At 68.0% G+C, this 16,420-nt stretch carries 9 protein-coding genes; 6 read left to right on the top strand and 3 right to left on the bottom strand.

Translation table 11 applies throughout. The annotated features are described in order from the left end of the window. A partial coding sequence (locus VHK87_RS16465; protein WP_329635974.1) for a GNAT family N-acetyltransferase occupies positions 1-344 on the bottom strand: 344 nt, incomplete at its 3' end. A gap of 8 nt (positions 345-352) precedes the next feature. Then, positions 353-1,240: an AraC family transcriptional regulator gene (locus VHK87_RS16460; protein WP_329635973.1), complete on the bottom strand. Its 888-nt coding sequence runs from the start codon at positions 1,238-1,240 to the stop codon at positions 353-355. Between the two features lie 142 nt (positions 1,241-1,382). Here VHK87_RS16460 and VHK87_RS16455 point away from each other — a divergent pair, with 142 nt between their 5' ends. Further along, positions 1,383-2,117 carry an SDR family oxidoreductase gene (locus VHK87_RS16455; RefSeq protein ID WP_329635972.1) on the top strand — a complete coding sequence of 245 codons (735 nt, stop codon included), beginning with the start codon at positions 1,383-1,385 and terminating at the stop codon, positions 2,115-2,117. A gap of 224 nt (positions 2,118-2,341) precedes the next feature. Then, positions 2,342-3,241, top strand: a complete 900-nt coding sequence (locus VHK87_RS16450; RefSeq protein WP_329635971.1) for a nucleotidyltransferase domain-containing protein — start codon at positions 2,342-2,344, stop codon at positions 3,239-3,241. Here VHK87_RS16450 and VHK87_RS16445 read toward each other — a convergent pair. After that, positions 3,238-3,681: a nuclear transport factor 2 family protein gene (locus VHK87_RS16445; protein ID WP_329635970.1), complete on the bottom strand. Its 444-nt coding sequence runs from the start codon at positions 3,679-3,681 to the stop codon at positions 3,238-3,240. The two genes, VHK87_RS16450 and VHK87_RS16445, sit on opposite strands and share 4 nt — an antisense overlap. 293 nt (positions 3,682-3,974) lie before the next feature. Between VHK87_RS16445 and VHK87_RS16440 the strand changes: the two genes are divergently transcribed. From VHK87_RS16440 to VHK87_RS16425, 4 genes are all read left to right on the top strand, one after another. Further along, the gene (locus tag VHK87_RS16440) at positions 3,975-6,983 is read left to right on the top strand and encodes a TonB-dependent receptor domain-containing protein (protein WP_329635969.1); all 3,009 of its coding nucleotides are present in this window, start codon (positions 3,975-3,977) and stop codon (positions 6,981-6,983) included. A 347-nt stretch (positions 6,984-7,330) separates the two neighbouring features. Next, a complete protein-coding gene (locus VHK87_RS16435; RefSeq protein WP_329635968.1) occupies positions 7,331-10,318 on the top strand; it encodes a TonB-dependent receptor domain-containing protein in 2,988 nt (995 codons plus the stop codon). 405 nt (positions 10,319-10,723) lie between these two features. Continuing rightward, complete coding sequence (locus tag VHK87_RS16430) at positions 10,724-13,903, top strand: TonB-dependent receptor domain-containing protein (RefSeq protein WP_329635967.1); 3,180 nt, start codon at positions 10,724-10,726, stop codon at positions 13,901-13,903. Positions 13,904-14,268: 365 nt separating this feature from the next. Then, a partial coding sequence (locus tag VHK87_RS16425; protein ID WP_329635966.1) for a TonB-dependent receptor plug domain-containing protein occupies positions 14,269-16,420 on the top strand: 2,152 nt, incomplete at its 3' end.

Here is a 16,420-nt window from a genome sequence, read left to right as displayed (position 1 = left end):
CCACGGTTCTCGTAGAACTTCCGCGCGCGAGAGTTCTTGTGGAAGGTCCAGAGCTGCCGTTCGCGCCCGTCGGCGATGACCCGGTCCAGTAGAGCCTGCCCAATCCCCTGGCCCTGGTGGTGCGGATGGACGAACAGGTGGCGGACCCAGTCATCGTTGAAGGCGATGTATCCTGCCACCTCGCCGGCGGCCTCGGCGACCCAGACTTGGTTCTCGTTCATCAGCTGCTCGCGGACGAATCGCTGGCCTTCCTGGCCCGCGTGCGCCGGCGGCATGAACGCCGCCAGCCGATGGATTGCGGCTATGGCGGGAGCGTCCTCACGTGTGGCCTGGCGCAGGTTCATGGCCCCCCCTACACCCCCACCACCACTGCCCCGATCGTCCGCAGTCGCGCCGTATCGCGGGCCGGCGGGGCCCCGAACAGCCGCGCGTATTCCCGCGAGAACTGAGACGGGCTCTCGTAGCCGACTTCGAACGCGGCGGCCTGGGCGTCGCGGGCTTCGCCGAGCATCAGGCGGCGGGCTTCCTGAAGGCGGATCTGCTTCTGGTACTGCAGGGGGCTCATGGCGGTGACCGCTTTGAAGTGCTGGTGCAGGGCCGAGGCGCTCATGCCGGCTTCGCGGGCCAGGGTCTCGATCCGGAACGGGCGATCGAAGTTGGCGCGGATCCAGGCGATGGCGCGGTTCACCTGGGACAGGCGGCTGTCGGGGGCGCCGATCTGGCGCACGATGCCGGCCTGGTCGCCGGTCAGCAGCCGGTAGTGGATCTCGCGGCGGACTAACGGCGCCAGCACCGCCGCGTCCTGCGGTCGCTCCAGCAGGCGCACGAGGCGGGCGACGGCGTCGGCCAGTTCGGGCGTGGTGCGGCCAAGGTGCAGGCCGCGGACGCTCTCGGCGCCCGGGGGCGGCGGCTGCTGCAGCATCAGCTCGCTGAGTAGCGCGGGGTCGAGGTCGACGCGGACGCACAGGTAGGGTTGCTCGGGCGTGGCCTCGACGACTTGGCCGGTGAGCGGCAGGTCGACGGATACGACCAGGTGGGTGGCCGGATCGTAGCGGTAGGTCTCCTCGGCCAGCATCACCACCTTGGCGCCTTGCGCGATCATGCACAGGGCCGCCTGATGGAGGGTCGGGACCTTGTCGGTCGGGCCGGCGGCGCGGATTAGCGCCAAGCCAGGAATGGGCATGTCGTGCATGCCATCCTGCGGCGCGTGGCGGGCGATGAGAGAGGCCAGATGCTCCATGGAGACTGCCTCCCACGCGCCCGCGCGTGGTGCAAGCGCGTCAGGCTAGGTCCTGGAGGATCAGGCAAGAACCGCGGAGGACCGTTCTAACGCCCGATCCTCCAGCGGGCGCATCTGTCTCCTCGCCAACAAGGAGACGGACATGACTGAAGTTGCGAACAAGGTGGTGCTGGTGACGGGCGCGAGCAGCGGCATCGGCGAGGCGACGGCGCGCGAGCTGGCCGCGGCCGGGGCCATCGTGGTGATCGGCGCCCGGCGGGTGGAGCGGCTCGAGGCGCTGAAGCGCGAGATCGAGGCGGCGGGCGGGACGGCGATGGCCAAGGGCCTGGACGTCACCTCGCGGGAGGACGTGAAGGCCTTCGTGAAGGCGGCGCGCGAGCGGTTCGGCCAGGTGGACGTGATCGTCAACAACGCCGGGGTGATGCCGCTGTCGCCGCTGGCGGCGCTGAAGGTCGACGAGTGGGACCAGATGATCGACGTCAACATCCGGGGCGTGCTGCACGGCATCGCCGCGGCGCTGCCGATCATGGAGGCCCAGGGCCACGGGCAGATCGTCAACATCGCCTCGACGGCCGGCCACCAGATCATCCGCTCGGCGGCGGTCTACTGCGCGACCAAGTTCGCCGTGCGGGTGATCTCCGAGGCCCTGCGCCAGGAGACCCACAAGGTGCGGGTGAGCGTGGTCTCGCCGGGCGTCACCGAGTCGGAGCTGGCGGACACAATCACCCACCCCGAGACGGCGGCCTTCATCGACGAGTACCGCAAGACGGCCATTCCGGCCGAGGCGATCGCCCGGGCGGTCCGCTTCGCCATCGAACAGCCGTCCGAGGTGGACGTCAACGAGATCATCGTGCGCCCCGCGGCGGCGACGGTCTGACCACGTTCGGGCGGCGGGGGCGGCGATGCCGCCCCCAGATCCGAGGGCCTGGTCCGCGCCATCCCCTTGCTGCGGCGCGGTAAGGCGCTACGCTGCTCCCTCCCAAAGGAGCCTTCCGAATGGCTGCCCAGCACGCGGCGTACTGAGCCCGGCGCCCTAAGCGGCCGCCTGACCCCTCGCGCCCGTCGGGCAGCGGGCGCTGCAACTCATTCGGGATTCTGACGATGGCCAAGCTTCACCACGGCGCGCCGGAGCTGCGCGCCTGGACCGCCCACGACGACCTCAACGACGTCCTTCACCGCTGGCTCGTCGGCCTGCACACGCGGCTGGGCGACAATCTCGTCGGCGCCTATCTGCACGGCTCGCTGGCGGTGGGCGACTTCGACGAGGCCAGCGACGTGGATTTCCTGGTCGTCCTGCGGGACGACATCCCAGCTGCGGAGATCGGCCCCGTCCACGACCTGCACCGGGATCTCTGCGCCCTGCCGAGCCGGTGGGCGCGGAACTTCGAGGGCTCGTACGCCCCGGCCTTGGCGCTGCGGCGGCTGTCCACCGAGCCGCGGGACCCGCCGGGCGAGCCGCGGCCGGACGGCGTGCGAGAGCCCGGCATGTGGCGGCCGGGGCCCCACGCCTATCCCTTCTGGTTCGTCAGCGAGGACGAAGCCCCGGTCCGGCGCGAGTACGACAACTGCCAGATGGTCCGCTGGGTGCTGCGCGACAAGGGGGTGCGCCTGGTCGGCCCGCCGGCGACGGAGTTGATCGACCCCGTCGGCGACGACGATGTGAGGGACGAGGCCGCGCAGATCCTGGTCGGCAACCTGGCGCGCCTCTCGCCGGACCTGGCCTGGTTCAGGAGCGCCTACGGCCAGGCCTCTGGCGTGCTGATCTGCGCCCGGGCCCTGGAGTCCCTCGCGACCGGTGAGGTCCGCTCCAAGCGCTCCGCGGTCGCGTTCGCGCAACGCCAGCTGAAGCCCCGCTGGGCGAAGCTGGTCGAGGCCGCGTTCACAGAGCGGGCTCGGAGCGTGGATCCGCAGGCCGACGGCCCTCCCGAGCCGCACGCGGTCGAGGAGACCCTGGCGTTCGGCCGCTGGGCCGCGGAGCAGGCGGCGCATCGCCTGGCCTAGGCGCCCGCCGGCGCCGGCGCGGCGGCGGGGCCGAACACCTGCCGCCAGCCGCGCAGGGTGTCCATGTACTCCCGCACGCGGCGAATGCGGCCGCCCTCGAGCTCAAAGACGAAGCAGTAGTCGTTCTCGTAGGGAGCGCCGCCGGGTAGGGTGGCGCGCGTCGTCTCCTCGACCACCACGCGGTTCTCGTCGGCGTGGATGGCGGTGAACTGCACTTGGGCGTCGCGCAGCAGCTCGCGGAAGCCCTCGGCCAGGAAGGCCGCGATGACCTCGCGGCCCACGATGTGATGGGTCATCTCGAGCGCCACGGCGGTGGCGTTGCCGGCCTGCGCGATCCACTCCGCATCGGGGGCGAAGCACCGGGCGATGGCTTCGGGGTCGCGGGTTGCGAAGGTCTTCCAGGCGTCCACGACCAGCGCCTTGCTGTCGGCGGGGCTCATTGCGGGGTCTCCTTGTTACGGAGGCCCATCACTATCGACAGGGCGCAGGGCGGGCTGGCGGTTTCCGGACCCGGTCGACGGGGCGGTCGAGGCCGCGCCTTGCTTGACCATTGCACCAGCTAGAGTAGCCAAGCTTCTCCTTTGCTAATCAGTGATGTGGCGCCATGGCGACAGCCAGAAAACTTTGCGCCACGCGGGCGTCCGCCCGCTGGCGCCGCCGCGGCAGGGAGCGCAAGCCTTCGAAAAACGACGTTCGCGTCAAAAACACGCGGCAGACCCCAGGGAGGCTTGGATTGTACAGGATCAACCAGCTTGCGGGCGGCTCGGCGCTCGCGCTCGTGCTCACTCTCGGCGCCGCCGGTTCGGCCGCCGCCCAGGACGAAGCGGCCGAAGTCGAAGAAGTCGTCGTCACCGGATCGTTCATCGCCGGCACGCCGGAAGATGCGGCCCTGCCGGTCGACGTCATCTCGTCGGACGAGCTGCAGAAGCAGGGCTCGCCTTCGACCGTCGAGCTGATGAAGCAGCTGCCGGTCTCCAACGGCGTGCTCGGCGACACCAACCAGTTCGACGCCCGGGCGCAAGGCTCGGAGGGCGCCGCGACGGTGAATCTGCGCGGCCTCGGCTCGGCGCGCACCCTGGTGCTGTTCAATGGCCGGCGGCTGGTGCCGGCGCCGATCGGGGCCGGCTCCCCCGACATCAACCTGCTGCCCAGCGCCGCCATCGGCCGGATCGAGGTGCTGAAGGAGGGGGCGGCGGCGACCTACGGCTCCGACGCCATCGGCGGGGTGGTCAACTTCATCACCCGGCGCAACTTCTCCGGGCTGGAGGTCAACGGATATTACGAGCACATCGACGGCTCCGACGGCGGCGACTATGGCGGCCACATCGTGTTCGGCTGGGTGGGCGACAACGCCAACGCCCTGATCACCGCCGGCTGGCAGCACCGCTCGGAGCTTTCGGTCCAGGAGCGCGACTTCGCCCAGCGCGGTTATTTCGAGAGCCCTGAGACCGGGTGGTCATCCGGCAACGCCGTCACGACCTTCTTCCCGATCATCCAGACGGGCGCGACGTCCTTCGCCTTCGGGGCGGCCGGCCGCCGGGATGTCGGCTGCGCGCCTTTGGGCGGGGTGCCGAGCTTTACGGCGCCCACGCCGCCGGCTGCGCTCGGGACCCCCGCCTGCTTCTGGAATTACACGCCCTACGACAACATCGTGGAGAAGGAGGACCGCTATCAGATCTATGGCGAACTGAACGTCGACCTGACCGACACCACGGTGTTCCACATCGAGGCGCTCTACGCGCACACCAACGTGCCTGAATGGGCGACCTCGCCGTCCTACCTGGCCCTGCAGGTGCCGACCACGGCCACCAACCCGATCGCTGGCTCGCCGGGCCTCGGGGCGGGCTACTTTGTGCCGGCCAACAACCCCGGCTACATCCTCTATTCGCAGCAGAACCCCGGCGCCCTGCCGACCGGGGTCCCGGTCGCGCCGGGGGTGACCGCCCCGGTGGTCGGCGCCTACTTCCCCGGCGCTCTGTTCCGGCCGCTGTCGCTGGGGGGCAACCCGCTGTTCGGCGACCAGTCCTCGCGCGGCAGCCGCGAACACGAAGGTTGGCGCATCGCCGCCAGCCTGAAGGGCGAGCTGGGCTTTGCGGGCATCGGCTACGACGCGGCGCTGACCTACATGGAGGACAACCTGGTCCGGGTCGGCTACGACACTGTGGTCAGCCGCTTCCAGCTGGCCCTGCGTGGCCTGGGCGGGCCCGGCTGCAACCCCGCCACCGGCACGCCCGGCGTCGGGGGATGCCAGTGGTTCAACCCCTTCTCCAATTCCATCCCGGCCAACGCCATCACCGGGGCGACCAATCCCGGCTTCAACGCCGCCGTCGCCAACAATCCCGAGCTGATCCGCTGGTTCTTCCAGCCGACAACGGCGGACCTGACGACCCGGATGCTGGTCGCCGACCTGGTGTTCAACGGCCAGCTTCCGTGGGAGCTGGGGGGAGGGGCTGTCGGATGGGCGGTCGGCGCCCAGTACCGCAAGAACTACTTCGAAGGCCAGTACGACCAGCTGACCAACCTGCAGGCCACGCCCTGCGTCGACACGCCGGTCACCGGCACCTTGAACTGCACGGTGCGGAACGGGCCCTTCATGTTCCTTGGCGGGGCCTTCCCCGCCGACCTGGAAGGCGACGCCTGGGCCGCCTTCTTCGAGCTCAGCCTGCCGTTCACCGACGCCTTCCAGGCCCAGCTGGCGGCCCGGTATGAGGACTACGGCGACCTCGGCGGCTCGACCTTCGACCCGAAGCTGTCGCTGCGCTGGCAGATCATCGAGCCGTTCGCAATGCGCGCCTCGGTCAGCACCACCTTCCGCGCCCCGCCGCTGACCGCGCTCGATCCCGGCCAGGCGACCACCCTGCAGTTCCTGGGCGGCGCCTTCCGGGCGGTCGACATCTTCGGCAACCCGGAGCTGGAGCCGGAATCGGCGACCACCTACAGCGTCGGCGCGATCTTCGAGATGGGGAACTTCAACGCCACCGTCGACTTCTGGAGCTTCGACTTCGAGAACCCGATCGTCACCGAGCCGGTGGGCCCGATCTTCTCGACCCTATTCCCGACCGGGGCGCCGTCGCGCTGCGGCGATCCGGCTTTGGCCGCCCTGCAGACCCGCTTCACCTTCCAGGGCGGCGTCTGCGGCACGGCGGGGCTGGCCCGCATCGGCACCAACTGGATCAACGGGCCGGGCATCAAGACCTCTGGCATAGACGCCCTGTTCAACTACGACGTGGATGACATCTGGGGCGGCAGAGCCCGGCTCGGCGGCAGCCTGACCTTCGTGCGCGAGTACAGCGTCGAGGAGACGGTTGTCGAAGGCGTCACCGTCAGTCCGGCGTTCGAGGGCGTGAACCGGCTGAACTACCAGACCCAGATCGTGCCGGTGCCGCAATGGAAGGCCTCGGTGTTCGCCGAATACACCCGGGACATCCACAACCTGCGGCTGACGCTGAACTACATCGACAGCTACATCGACCAGCGGACCGACCCGTACCCGCCCAACGTGCTGTTCACCGAGACCGGGAGCACGGTCCTGAAGTCGAACGACGGGCGCAAGATCGACGCCTTCTTCACCGCCGACCTGACTTACCGGGTGCAGCTGCCGTGGGACACCACGGCGGTGCTGTCGGTGCGCAACCTGACGGACCAGGATCCGCCGTTCGCCCGCCTCGACCTGGGCTACGACCCGTTCACCGCCAACCCGCTGGGCCGGACCTTCAAGCTCAGCGTCACCAAGCGCTTCTAGCCTTTTTCGGCGCTCCCGCCTCGATGCGCCGCCGCTCGCCGGCGGCGCATCGATGTTTTGTGCGCCGCGCATCGGAGGGGGAGGGGCGCTGCGCGTAGAGCGGGCCCGCATTTTCTGACGAGCGCGTCAAATAACAAGCATCAACTATACTCAAAATAGCCAAGCTTTTGGCAGCTGTGTCAAATCGCGAGACTGTTGCTGCGCCGCATCAGTCTCAAAAACTTTGCAATTCAACCGGCTCCTTTACTGGCGTTGAAACTTGAACCGAGAGAGATAGCCGCGCCCGCAAAGCGTCCTGACGAGGCGTGCGTACTGGCGGGGAATGGAAGCGTTTCAGAGGGGATATTATGCGTAGGAGCAGATTTTTCTGCAGCGGGTCGGCGTTCGCCGTCGCCCTAAGTCTCGGCCTCGCCGGGACCGCCGCCGCCCAGGACGAGGCGGCCGAAGTCGAAGAAGTCGTGGTCACCGGTTCGTTCATCGCCGGCACGCCCGAGGACGCGGCACTGCCGGTCGACGTCATCTCGTCGGACGAGCTTCAGAAGCAGGGTTCGCCCTCGACCACCGACATGATCAAGTCGATCCCGGCCGTGCAGGGCGTGGCCGGCGAGACCAACCAGTTCCGGGCCGGCCAATCGACCGGCACCAGCAACGTCAACCTGCGCGGCCTCGGGCCGCTGCGGACCCTGGTGCTGCTCAACGGCCGCCGCGTCGCCCCCTCCCCGGCGGCCGGCATCGGCATCGACATCAACCTGTTCCCGGTCTCGGCCATCGGCCGGGTCGAAGTGCTGAAGGAAGGCGCCGCGGCGACTTACGGCTCCGACGCCATCGGTGGCGTGGTCAACTTCATCACCAAGAAGCTCGACGGCTTCGAGGTCGGCGGCCAGTACAGCTTCATCCCGGGCTCGGACGGCGAGTACAGCCTGTTCGCGAACTACGGCTGGCGGGGCGAGCGCGGCAGCGTGCTGCTGTCGGCCGGCTACCGTCACCGCGACGAGCTCGACACCCTGGAGCGCGACTTCGCGGTTCCTGACTTCGACACCAACCCCGGCGGCGGCTGGTCCAGCTTCGGCAATCCGGGCGCCTACTTCGCTCCGGCCGCTCCCACGGCGGGCTTTGCGACCACCACCCGGTTCATCGATCCGGCCTGCGCGGCGCTCGGCAACGACCCGCGCGTCTCGACGGCTGGCCCGACCTGCTACTTCCAGTTCGGCCGCTTCAATAATCTGATCGAGATCGAGGACCACTACCAGCTGTACGGCGAGGTCAACTTCGAGCTCACCGACAACATCGAGTTCCACGGCGAAGCCCTGTGGGCCAGCCACGACGTGCCGCAGGAGAACACCTCTCCGAGCTACGCGCCGGTGACCGGTCCGACGCTCAGCGCTCAGGGTCCCGTCGGCGCCCTCATCCCGAACCTGTTCTACATCCCGAACTCCAATCCGGGCCTGCAGGCGCTGCTGCCGCAGCTGAGCGCGGCCCAGCAGGCGCAGATCACCGCCTCTCCGCTGGGCGGTATCTTCACCACCGGCCTGGCCTGGCGGCCGTACGGCGCCGGCGGCAACCCGCTGACCGGCTCGTCGAAGCATGACCGCCGCTACTTCGAAGGCTGGCGCGTCAGCGGCGGCTTCAAGGGCGAATTCGAGAACGGCATCGGCTGGGACGTGGCTCTGACCTACTCGGTCAACGAGAGCGACATCGCCACCCCCGACATCGTCACGAACCGCCTGCAGCTGGCGCTACGCGGCCTCGGCGGCCAGGGCTGCACCCCCGGCGGCACGAACCCGGCGACCAGCACCCCCGGCGTCGGCCCCTGCCTCTACTTCAACCCCTTCTCGACCGGCATCCCGCGCAACGCGGCCACCGGCGAGGTGAACCCCAACTACGTCCCCGGCTCGCCGGCCGCGAACGCCAACAGCCGCGAAGTGGCCGAGTGGATGTTCGAGGACTACGCCTACACCGCACGCGCCGACCTGTTCGTCGCCGACGCGGTGATGAACGGCCGGTTCGCCGGCCTGAACCTGGCCGGTGGCGACATCGGTTGGGCCGTCGGCGCGCAGTACCGGGTCCAGGGCTTCGAGCGGACCGTCAGCAACTTCTCCAACGCCGACGTGAACCCCTGCATCGAGCCCGGCGTCACCAACTGCCCGGCCAACCAGCGGTTCGGCCCGCTGAGCTTCTTCGGCGGTCTGACGAACCAGGCTTTCGACAGCTCGGTGTGGGCGGTCTTCGGCGAACTGCAGGTGCCGTTCACCGACACCATCGACATGCAGCTGGCGGTCCGTCACGAGGACTACGGCGGCAACGTCGGCTCGACCACCAATCCGAAGATCGCCCTGCGCTGGCAGGCGACGGATTGGCTGGCCCTGCGCGCCGCCGCCGGCAGCACCTTCCGGGCGCCGCCGCAGGCTCAGCTGCTGCCGGACGCCACCACCAACCTGGTGTTCACCAGCGAGGCGGGCGGCTATCGGCCGTACGACACCTTTGGCAACCCGAACCTCGACCCTGAGACCGCCGACACCTTCAGCCTCGGCGCGATCTTCGAGATGGGCCCGGTGAACGCCACCCTCGACTACTGGCGCTTCGATTTCGGCAACCCGATCGGCACCGAGTCGGGCACTCGGATGTTCGCCACCCTGCTGCAGGGCGGCTGCAACTATCCGGCGGCCTTCCTCGCCCGGTTCACGCCGAACTCCGCCACCCCGATCGGCCCGGGCGCGGGCTGTACGGCCGCGAACGTGGCGCGGACCCGCGTCAACACCATCAATGGCGCCGAGATCCAGACTTCGGGTCTCGACGGCTCGGCGGTGGCCCGGTTCGACGACGTCTGGGGCGGCCGGGTGCGCGTCGGCGGCGACTTCACCTACGTGCTCGAGTACAAGGTCGGCGCGATGATGGTGGAAGGCGTGTCGGTCATTCCGGCGAACGACTTCGCCGGCTATTCGGACCTCACGATCGGGTCCCAGCCGCAATGGCGCGGCAACGTCTACGCCGAGTATGAGAACGGCGCGCACAACGTGCGTTGGACCATCCGCTACATCGACAACATGATCGATACGCGGAACGGCGCCTTCGGCGGCACCAACATCTTCGGCCTCGGCACCAGCGGCTTCCCGGTCACCGGTGGCCTTGTCGCCGCCGGTGCGAAGATCGACTCGTTCCTCACTCACGACCTGACCTATCGGGGCGAGCTGCCCTGGGACGTCACCCTGACGGCCGCGGTGATCAACGTGTTCGACGAGGATCCGCCGTTCGCCCGATACGACCTGAGCTACGACCCGTACACCGCCAACCCGCTGGGCCGGTACTTCAAGATCGGCGTCACCAAGCGGTTCTAAGACTCGGGGCCTGACGCCCCGCCACTTCCAGGCGCCGCCGGCCCAGCCGGCGGCGCCTTTTTCATGCCCGCGGAGAAATCTCGCCACCGCGGCTCAGATGCAACACTTCGCAATGGCGCGTGAGCCGTAACAACGACTTCCCCAGCGTCACTGCTCTTCGAACGTTGCGTACGGAGAGCCGCGCACGACATTTGGTCGGCGTTTTCCAAGTTCGGGTATGTGTCTGCCGTATCGCGGGGGTAACACTCCAGAAACTGGTCCTGTCGCATTCCTGACAGAACGGCGACATGTTGCATCGTTGACAACTTAACCAGCTCCGTGATCAAGCCGGAGCATTACTCAAGCGTCGAAGCCTCCGCGCCAGACGGCCGGCTCGACTCCGCGAGGGGGAAGGAAACAAACCAAATGCGTAAGGGCAGATATTTCTGCAGCGGCTCGGCTTTGGCCGTCGTCGCCTCGTTCGTGCTGGCCGGCGGGGCCAGCGCACAAGCCGACAATGAGGTCGAAGAAGTCGTCGTCACCGGCTCGTTCATCGCCGGGACGCCCGAGGACGCGGCCCTGCCGGTGGACGTCGTCAACGCCCAGGAGCTGGAGAAGCGCGGCACGCCGACGATGGTCCAGCTGATCAAGACCATCCCCTCCTCGGGGGCGGTGATCGGCGAGAACAACCGCTTCGGGGCCGGCAACGGCACCGCCACCATCAACCTGCGGAACCTGAACTCGCCTGTCACCGGGGCCCGGACCTTGGTGCTGTTCAACGGCCGCCGCGTGGCCTCCACGACCCGCTCGCTGGGTTCTGTGGACATCAACAGCTTCCCCGCCGGCGCGATCGGCCGGGTCGAAGTGCTGAAGACCGGCGCCGCGGCGACCTACGGCTCCGACGCCATCGGCGGGGTCGTCAACTTCATCACCCGCCGCGATGTCGACGGCTTCGAGCTGTCCGGCACCTACCAGGCCATCGAAGGCTCGGACGGCGACTGGAACATCAACGGGCTCTGGGGCTACAGCGGCGAGCGCGGCAACGTCATGCTGTACGCCGGCTACCGCGCCCGCTCGCAGCTGCCGATCTTCGAACGCGACTGGGCGGCCCGCACCGGGCCGGCCGGGTACCTGGAAAACCCGCTCGGCGGCTGGGCCGGCACCGGCAATCCGGGCATCTACAATACCTATACCCCCGGCACTGGCCCAACCCCGATCCCGCCGCCCGTCGGCAGCCCGAACACCGGCTTCACCTTCGCTAACTTCAGCGGCACTTTGCAGGACATCGGCTGCGCCGCGAACGGCGGCGCGCCTTACGCCCTGACCACCGCGACTCCGAGCACGACCGCCTGCAACTTCCAATACACGGTCTATGACAACCTCGTCGAAGACGAGAACCACTACACCCTCTACGGCGAGGTGAACTTCGACCTCACCGAAGACATCACCTTCCACGCCGAGGCGCTGTGGAATCGCAACCAGACGCCCCAACAGCACTGGGCGCTGACCGGCCCGAACCAGTACCCGACTCCGCTGATCGCTTCTGGCGCCTCCCCGGGCGGCGGCACCTCGCCCTACCCGGCGACCGGAACCTCGGAGCAGTCGCGCTTCTACATCCCGAACAACAACCCGGGCCTTGTCGCGCTGATCTCGCAGGTCAACGCCGCCAATTGCGCCGGGCCTGTCCTCCCCTACGGCGTCGACGCCGCGACCTGCGCCACCGGCCTCAACGCCGCCCGCGCCCAGCTCACCAACGCGGCGCTCTATGGGGTCACCGCCAGCCAGACGGCCTGGCGCCCGGTCGGCTTCGCCGGCGCGGCCCACGAGGCCGACAAGCACTCGCACTACAGCTACAACACCGACACCTGGCGGATCGTCGGCGGCTTCAAGGGCACCTTCTGGAAGGACATCGGCTTCGACGCCTCGCTGACCTACCAGGAGATCGACTACCGATATAACCTCGAGGACACCTCGGTGAACCGTCTGCAGCTGGGCCTTCGCGGCTACGGCAGCCGGGCGGGCGATCCGAACCAGTGCACCTTCGAGGAGACCGGCGGCTTCACGACCAACGCCGGCAACGCGGCGCTGGGCTGCTACTGGTTCAACCCCTTCACCAACGCCATGGAGCAGAGCCTCTCGCAGGTTCCGCCGAACCCGTACTATGTGGGCTCGAGCAGCACCATCGCGGGCCTCAACGAGGCCGTGGCCAACCGCGCTGCGCTGCTCGACTGGATGGTCGAGAAGCAGTTCCAGACCAACACCACCCGTCTGTTCGTCGCCGATCTGATCTTCAACGGCGACACCGGCTGGAACATGTGGACCGAGGACACCATCGCCTGGGCCGCCGGCGTCCAGTACCGCTACGACCGGCAGATCCAGCAGCCGGATGACCTCTACAGCACCCAGGCTACGCCCTGCGTCGACAGCCCGCCGTTCGGCGACGGGATCCCGACCTGCCCGGCGACTGGCACTGGTCCGTTCCTGTTCAACGCGAACAACAACCCGCTGGACGTGTCTCGCGAGATCTTCGGCGCTTTCGCCGAAGTGCGCCTGCCGATCACTGACAACCTCGAAGCGACGCTTGCCGGCCGCTACGAGCGGTACATCGGCCAGGATGAGACCTTCAATCCGAAGCTCTCGGTCCGCTGGCAGATCAACGACTGGTTCGCGGTTCGCGGCGCCGTCGGCTCCACTTATCGGGCGCCGCTCGCCAGCATCACCCAGGACGACTTCGACCGCGGCCTGACCAACGCCTCCGGCACCTATCGCGCCAACGATCTCTACGGGAACCCGGACCTGGAGCCGGAGACCGCGGACACCCTCGACTTTGGCGTGATCGTCACCATCGGCGGCTTCAACGCCACCGTGGACTACTGGCAGTTCGACTTCACCGACCCCCTGACCAGCGAGGCCACGGCCGACCTGATCGCCCTGGCCATGCCGACCACCGGCGGCTGCGGCCCGGCGGCGGTGCTGTCGCGGCTGACCCTGACTGCGCCTTGCAACCCGGCCGCCAGCGCTGCGGTGAACCGGGCGCAGATCCTCTCGTACCGCACCCAGTACATCAACGGTGGGGCGATCGAGACGTCAGGCATCGACTTCCAGGCCAACATGGACTTCGGCGACCTGTTCTTCGGTCGCCTGCAGGCTGGCTTCGACGGCACCTGGCTCCTGGAGTTCAACGAGTCGCCGTACGAGATCGAAGGCGTGCCCACCTCTGCTGGCGCCATCGACCGCGTCGGGAAGTACCGCGCATCGATTTTCACCGGCTACAACCAGCTGCGGGCCAACGCCTACGTCAACTGGAGCCGGGACATCCACAACGTGCGCTGGCAGGTGCGGCACATCTCCTCGACCGTCCACAGCGAGCCGCTGGCGATCTCGCTGGCGCGCAACGTGGGCAGCACCGAGAAGATCGACGAATACTGGCAGCATGACGTGACCTACACGGGCGAACTGCCCTGGGACACGACGTTGACGCTGGGCATCCAGAACGTCTTCGACGCCGAACCGCCGTTCGCGATCGGCACCCAGTACAACTACGACCCGGGCAGCGGAAACCCGCTGGGCCGCGTGTTCGTGGTGGGCTTGAAGAAGCGCTTCTAAGCTTCTTCGCCACGCCGGACCGGGCGCCGCTCCCTAAGGGAGCGGCGCCCTTTTCTTTGGGCGGTGCGTCGGGGGCGCCCTCCGTCGCCCCGCTATCTCGGCGGTCCCCGCTCGCGCCGATTCGCGGGGGGGGTAGGAAGCGACAGTGCGCGTTGCATTCCGGAAACAATCTCGCACCCAAGCCCAAAGTATAGCGCTGACGAAAACCTCTGTTACGTCAAAAGGCGCAGCATAGAACGCGGCGTCCCGAACAACGTGCGCACTGGCGACTAGATTTTTACGATTGAGCCGTTCATCTATGCCCAGCTCTAGAGCCAGACCTGCATGAAGTTGGGTCGGCGGTCTGAGGGGAAGGAAACATTTCTATGAAGAGCAGATATTTCTGCGGCGGGTCACTGCTGGCCGTCGCCCTGGCGTTCGGCGCCACCCAGGCCGCCTCCGCTCAGGAAGACGCCGCCGAACTCGAAGAAGTCGTCGTCACCGGCTCATTCATCGCCGGCACGCCTGAAGACGCGGCCCTGCCGGTCGACGTCGTGAACGCCCAGGAACTGGAAAAGCGGGGCTCGCCCTCGATGGTCCAGTTCGTGAAGACCATCCCATCCTCGGGCGCGGTGATCGGTGAGAACAACCGCTTCGGCTCGGGCAACGGCACGGCCACCATCAACCTGCGGAACCTGAACTCGGCCGTCACCGGCGCCCGCACGCTGGTGCTGTTCAACGGCCGGCGCGTGGCCTCCTCCACCCGCGCCCTCGGCTCCGTGGACATCAACAGCTTCCCGACCGCGGCCATCTCGCGCGTCGAAGTGCTGAAGAGCGGCGCGGCGGCGACCTACGGCTCCGACGCCATCGGCGGCGTGGTCAACTTCATCACCCGCCGGAACCTCGACGGGCTGGAGCTCAACGGCACCTACCAGTTCATCGACGGCTCGGACGGCGACTACGAACTCAGCGCCGTCTGGGGTAAGCAGTTCGACGGCGGCAACGTGATGTTCATGGCGGGCCACCGCGCCCGCTCGCAGCTGCCGATCTTCGAGCGCGACTGGGCGATCCGCACCGGCCCCGAAGGCTATCTGGAGAACCCGCTCGGCGGCTGGGCCGGCACCGGCAACCCGGGCCTGTATCAGACCGCCGCGGCCAATCCGGGCGGCTCGCCGAACACCGGCTTCGACAGCTCGAACTTCACCGGCAACCTGATGGACATCGGCTGCGCGGCCAACGGCGGCGCGCCCTACATCCTGGGCTCGGCGGTCGTCGGCGGCGCCGTGCCGGGCACCGCGCCCGCCTGTAACTTCCAGTACACGGTCTACGACAACCTCGTAGAGAACGAGAACCACTACACCCTCTACGGTGAGATCAACTTCGACATCACCGAAGACATCGAGTTCCACGCCGAAGCCCTGTGGAACCGCAACCAGACGCCGCAGCAACACTGGGCGCTGACCGGTCCGAACCAGTATCCGACCCCGATCCGCCCCTCGGGCGCTTCGATCGGCGGCGGCACTTCGCCGATCCCGGCGACCGGCACCTCGGAGCAGTCGCGCTTCTACATCCCGGCCAACAACCCGGGTCTGCAGGCGCTGATCAGCCAGATCAACTCGGCGAACTGCGCCGGCTCGGTGCTTCCCTACGGCGTCGACGCGGCGAGCTGCACCGCGCTGCTGAACGCCGCCCGAGCACAGGCGGTCAACGCCGCTCTGCATGGCGTGGCGACCAGCCAGACGGCCTGGCGTCCGGTCGGCTTCGCCGGCGCCGCCCACGAGGAAGACCGCCACTCGCACTACACCTACAACACCGACACCTGGCGGGTGGTCGGCGGCTTCAAGGGGACCTTCTGGAAGGACATCGGCTTTGACGTGAGCCTGGCCTACCAGGAGATCGACTACCGCTATAACCTCGAGGACACCTCGGTGAACCGTCTGCAGCTGGGCCTCCGCGGCTTCGGCAGCCGGGCGGGCGATCCGAACCAGTGCACCTTCGAGGAGACTGCGGGCTTCACCGCCAACGCCGGCAACGCGGCGATGGGCTGCTACTGGTTCAACCCGTTCACCAACGCCATGGAGCAGAGCCTCTCGGACGTTGGACCGAACCCCTTCTATGTGGGGTCCAGCCCGATCGCCGGCTTCAACGAGGCGGCGGCCAATCGCGCCGCCTTGATGGACTGGATGGTGGAGAAGCAATACCAGACCAACACCACACGGCTGTTCGTCGCCGACGCGATCTTCAACGGCGATACCGGCTGGAGCCTCTGGACTGACGACACCATCGCTTGGGCCGCGGGCGTCCAGTGGCGTTACGACCGCTATATCGAAAGCCCGGATGCGCTGTACTCGTCGGTGGCCACGCCTTGCGTGGACAGCCCGCCGTTCGGCGATGGACTGCCGCCGTGCCCGACCACCGGGACCGGTCCGTTCCTGTTCAACGCCAACAACCTGCCGTCCGACGTTTCGCGTGAAATCGCCTCGGTGTTCGCCGAAACCCGGATCCCGATAACCGACAACCTCGAAGCGACCCTCGCCG

The sequence above is a fragment of the Phenylobacterium sp. genome (assembly GCF_036263695.1).
Taxonomy (GTDB): domain Bacteria; phylum Pseudomonadota; class Alphaproteobacteria; order Caulobacterales; family Caulobacteraceae; genus Phenylobacterium.
The sequence above is the reverse complement of the archived record's forward strand: the minus strand, read 5'-3'. Positions and strand labels throughout refer to the sequence as shown.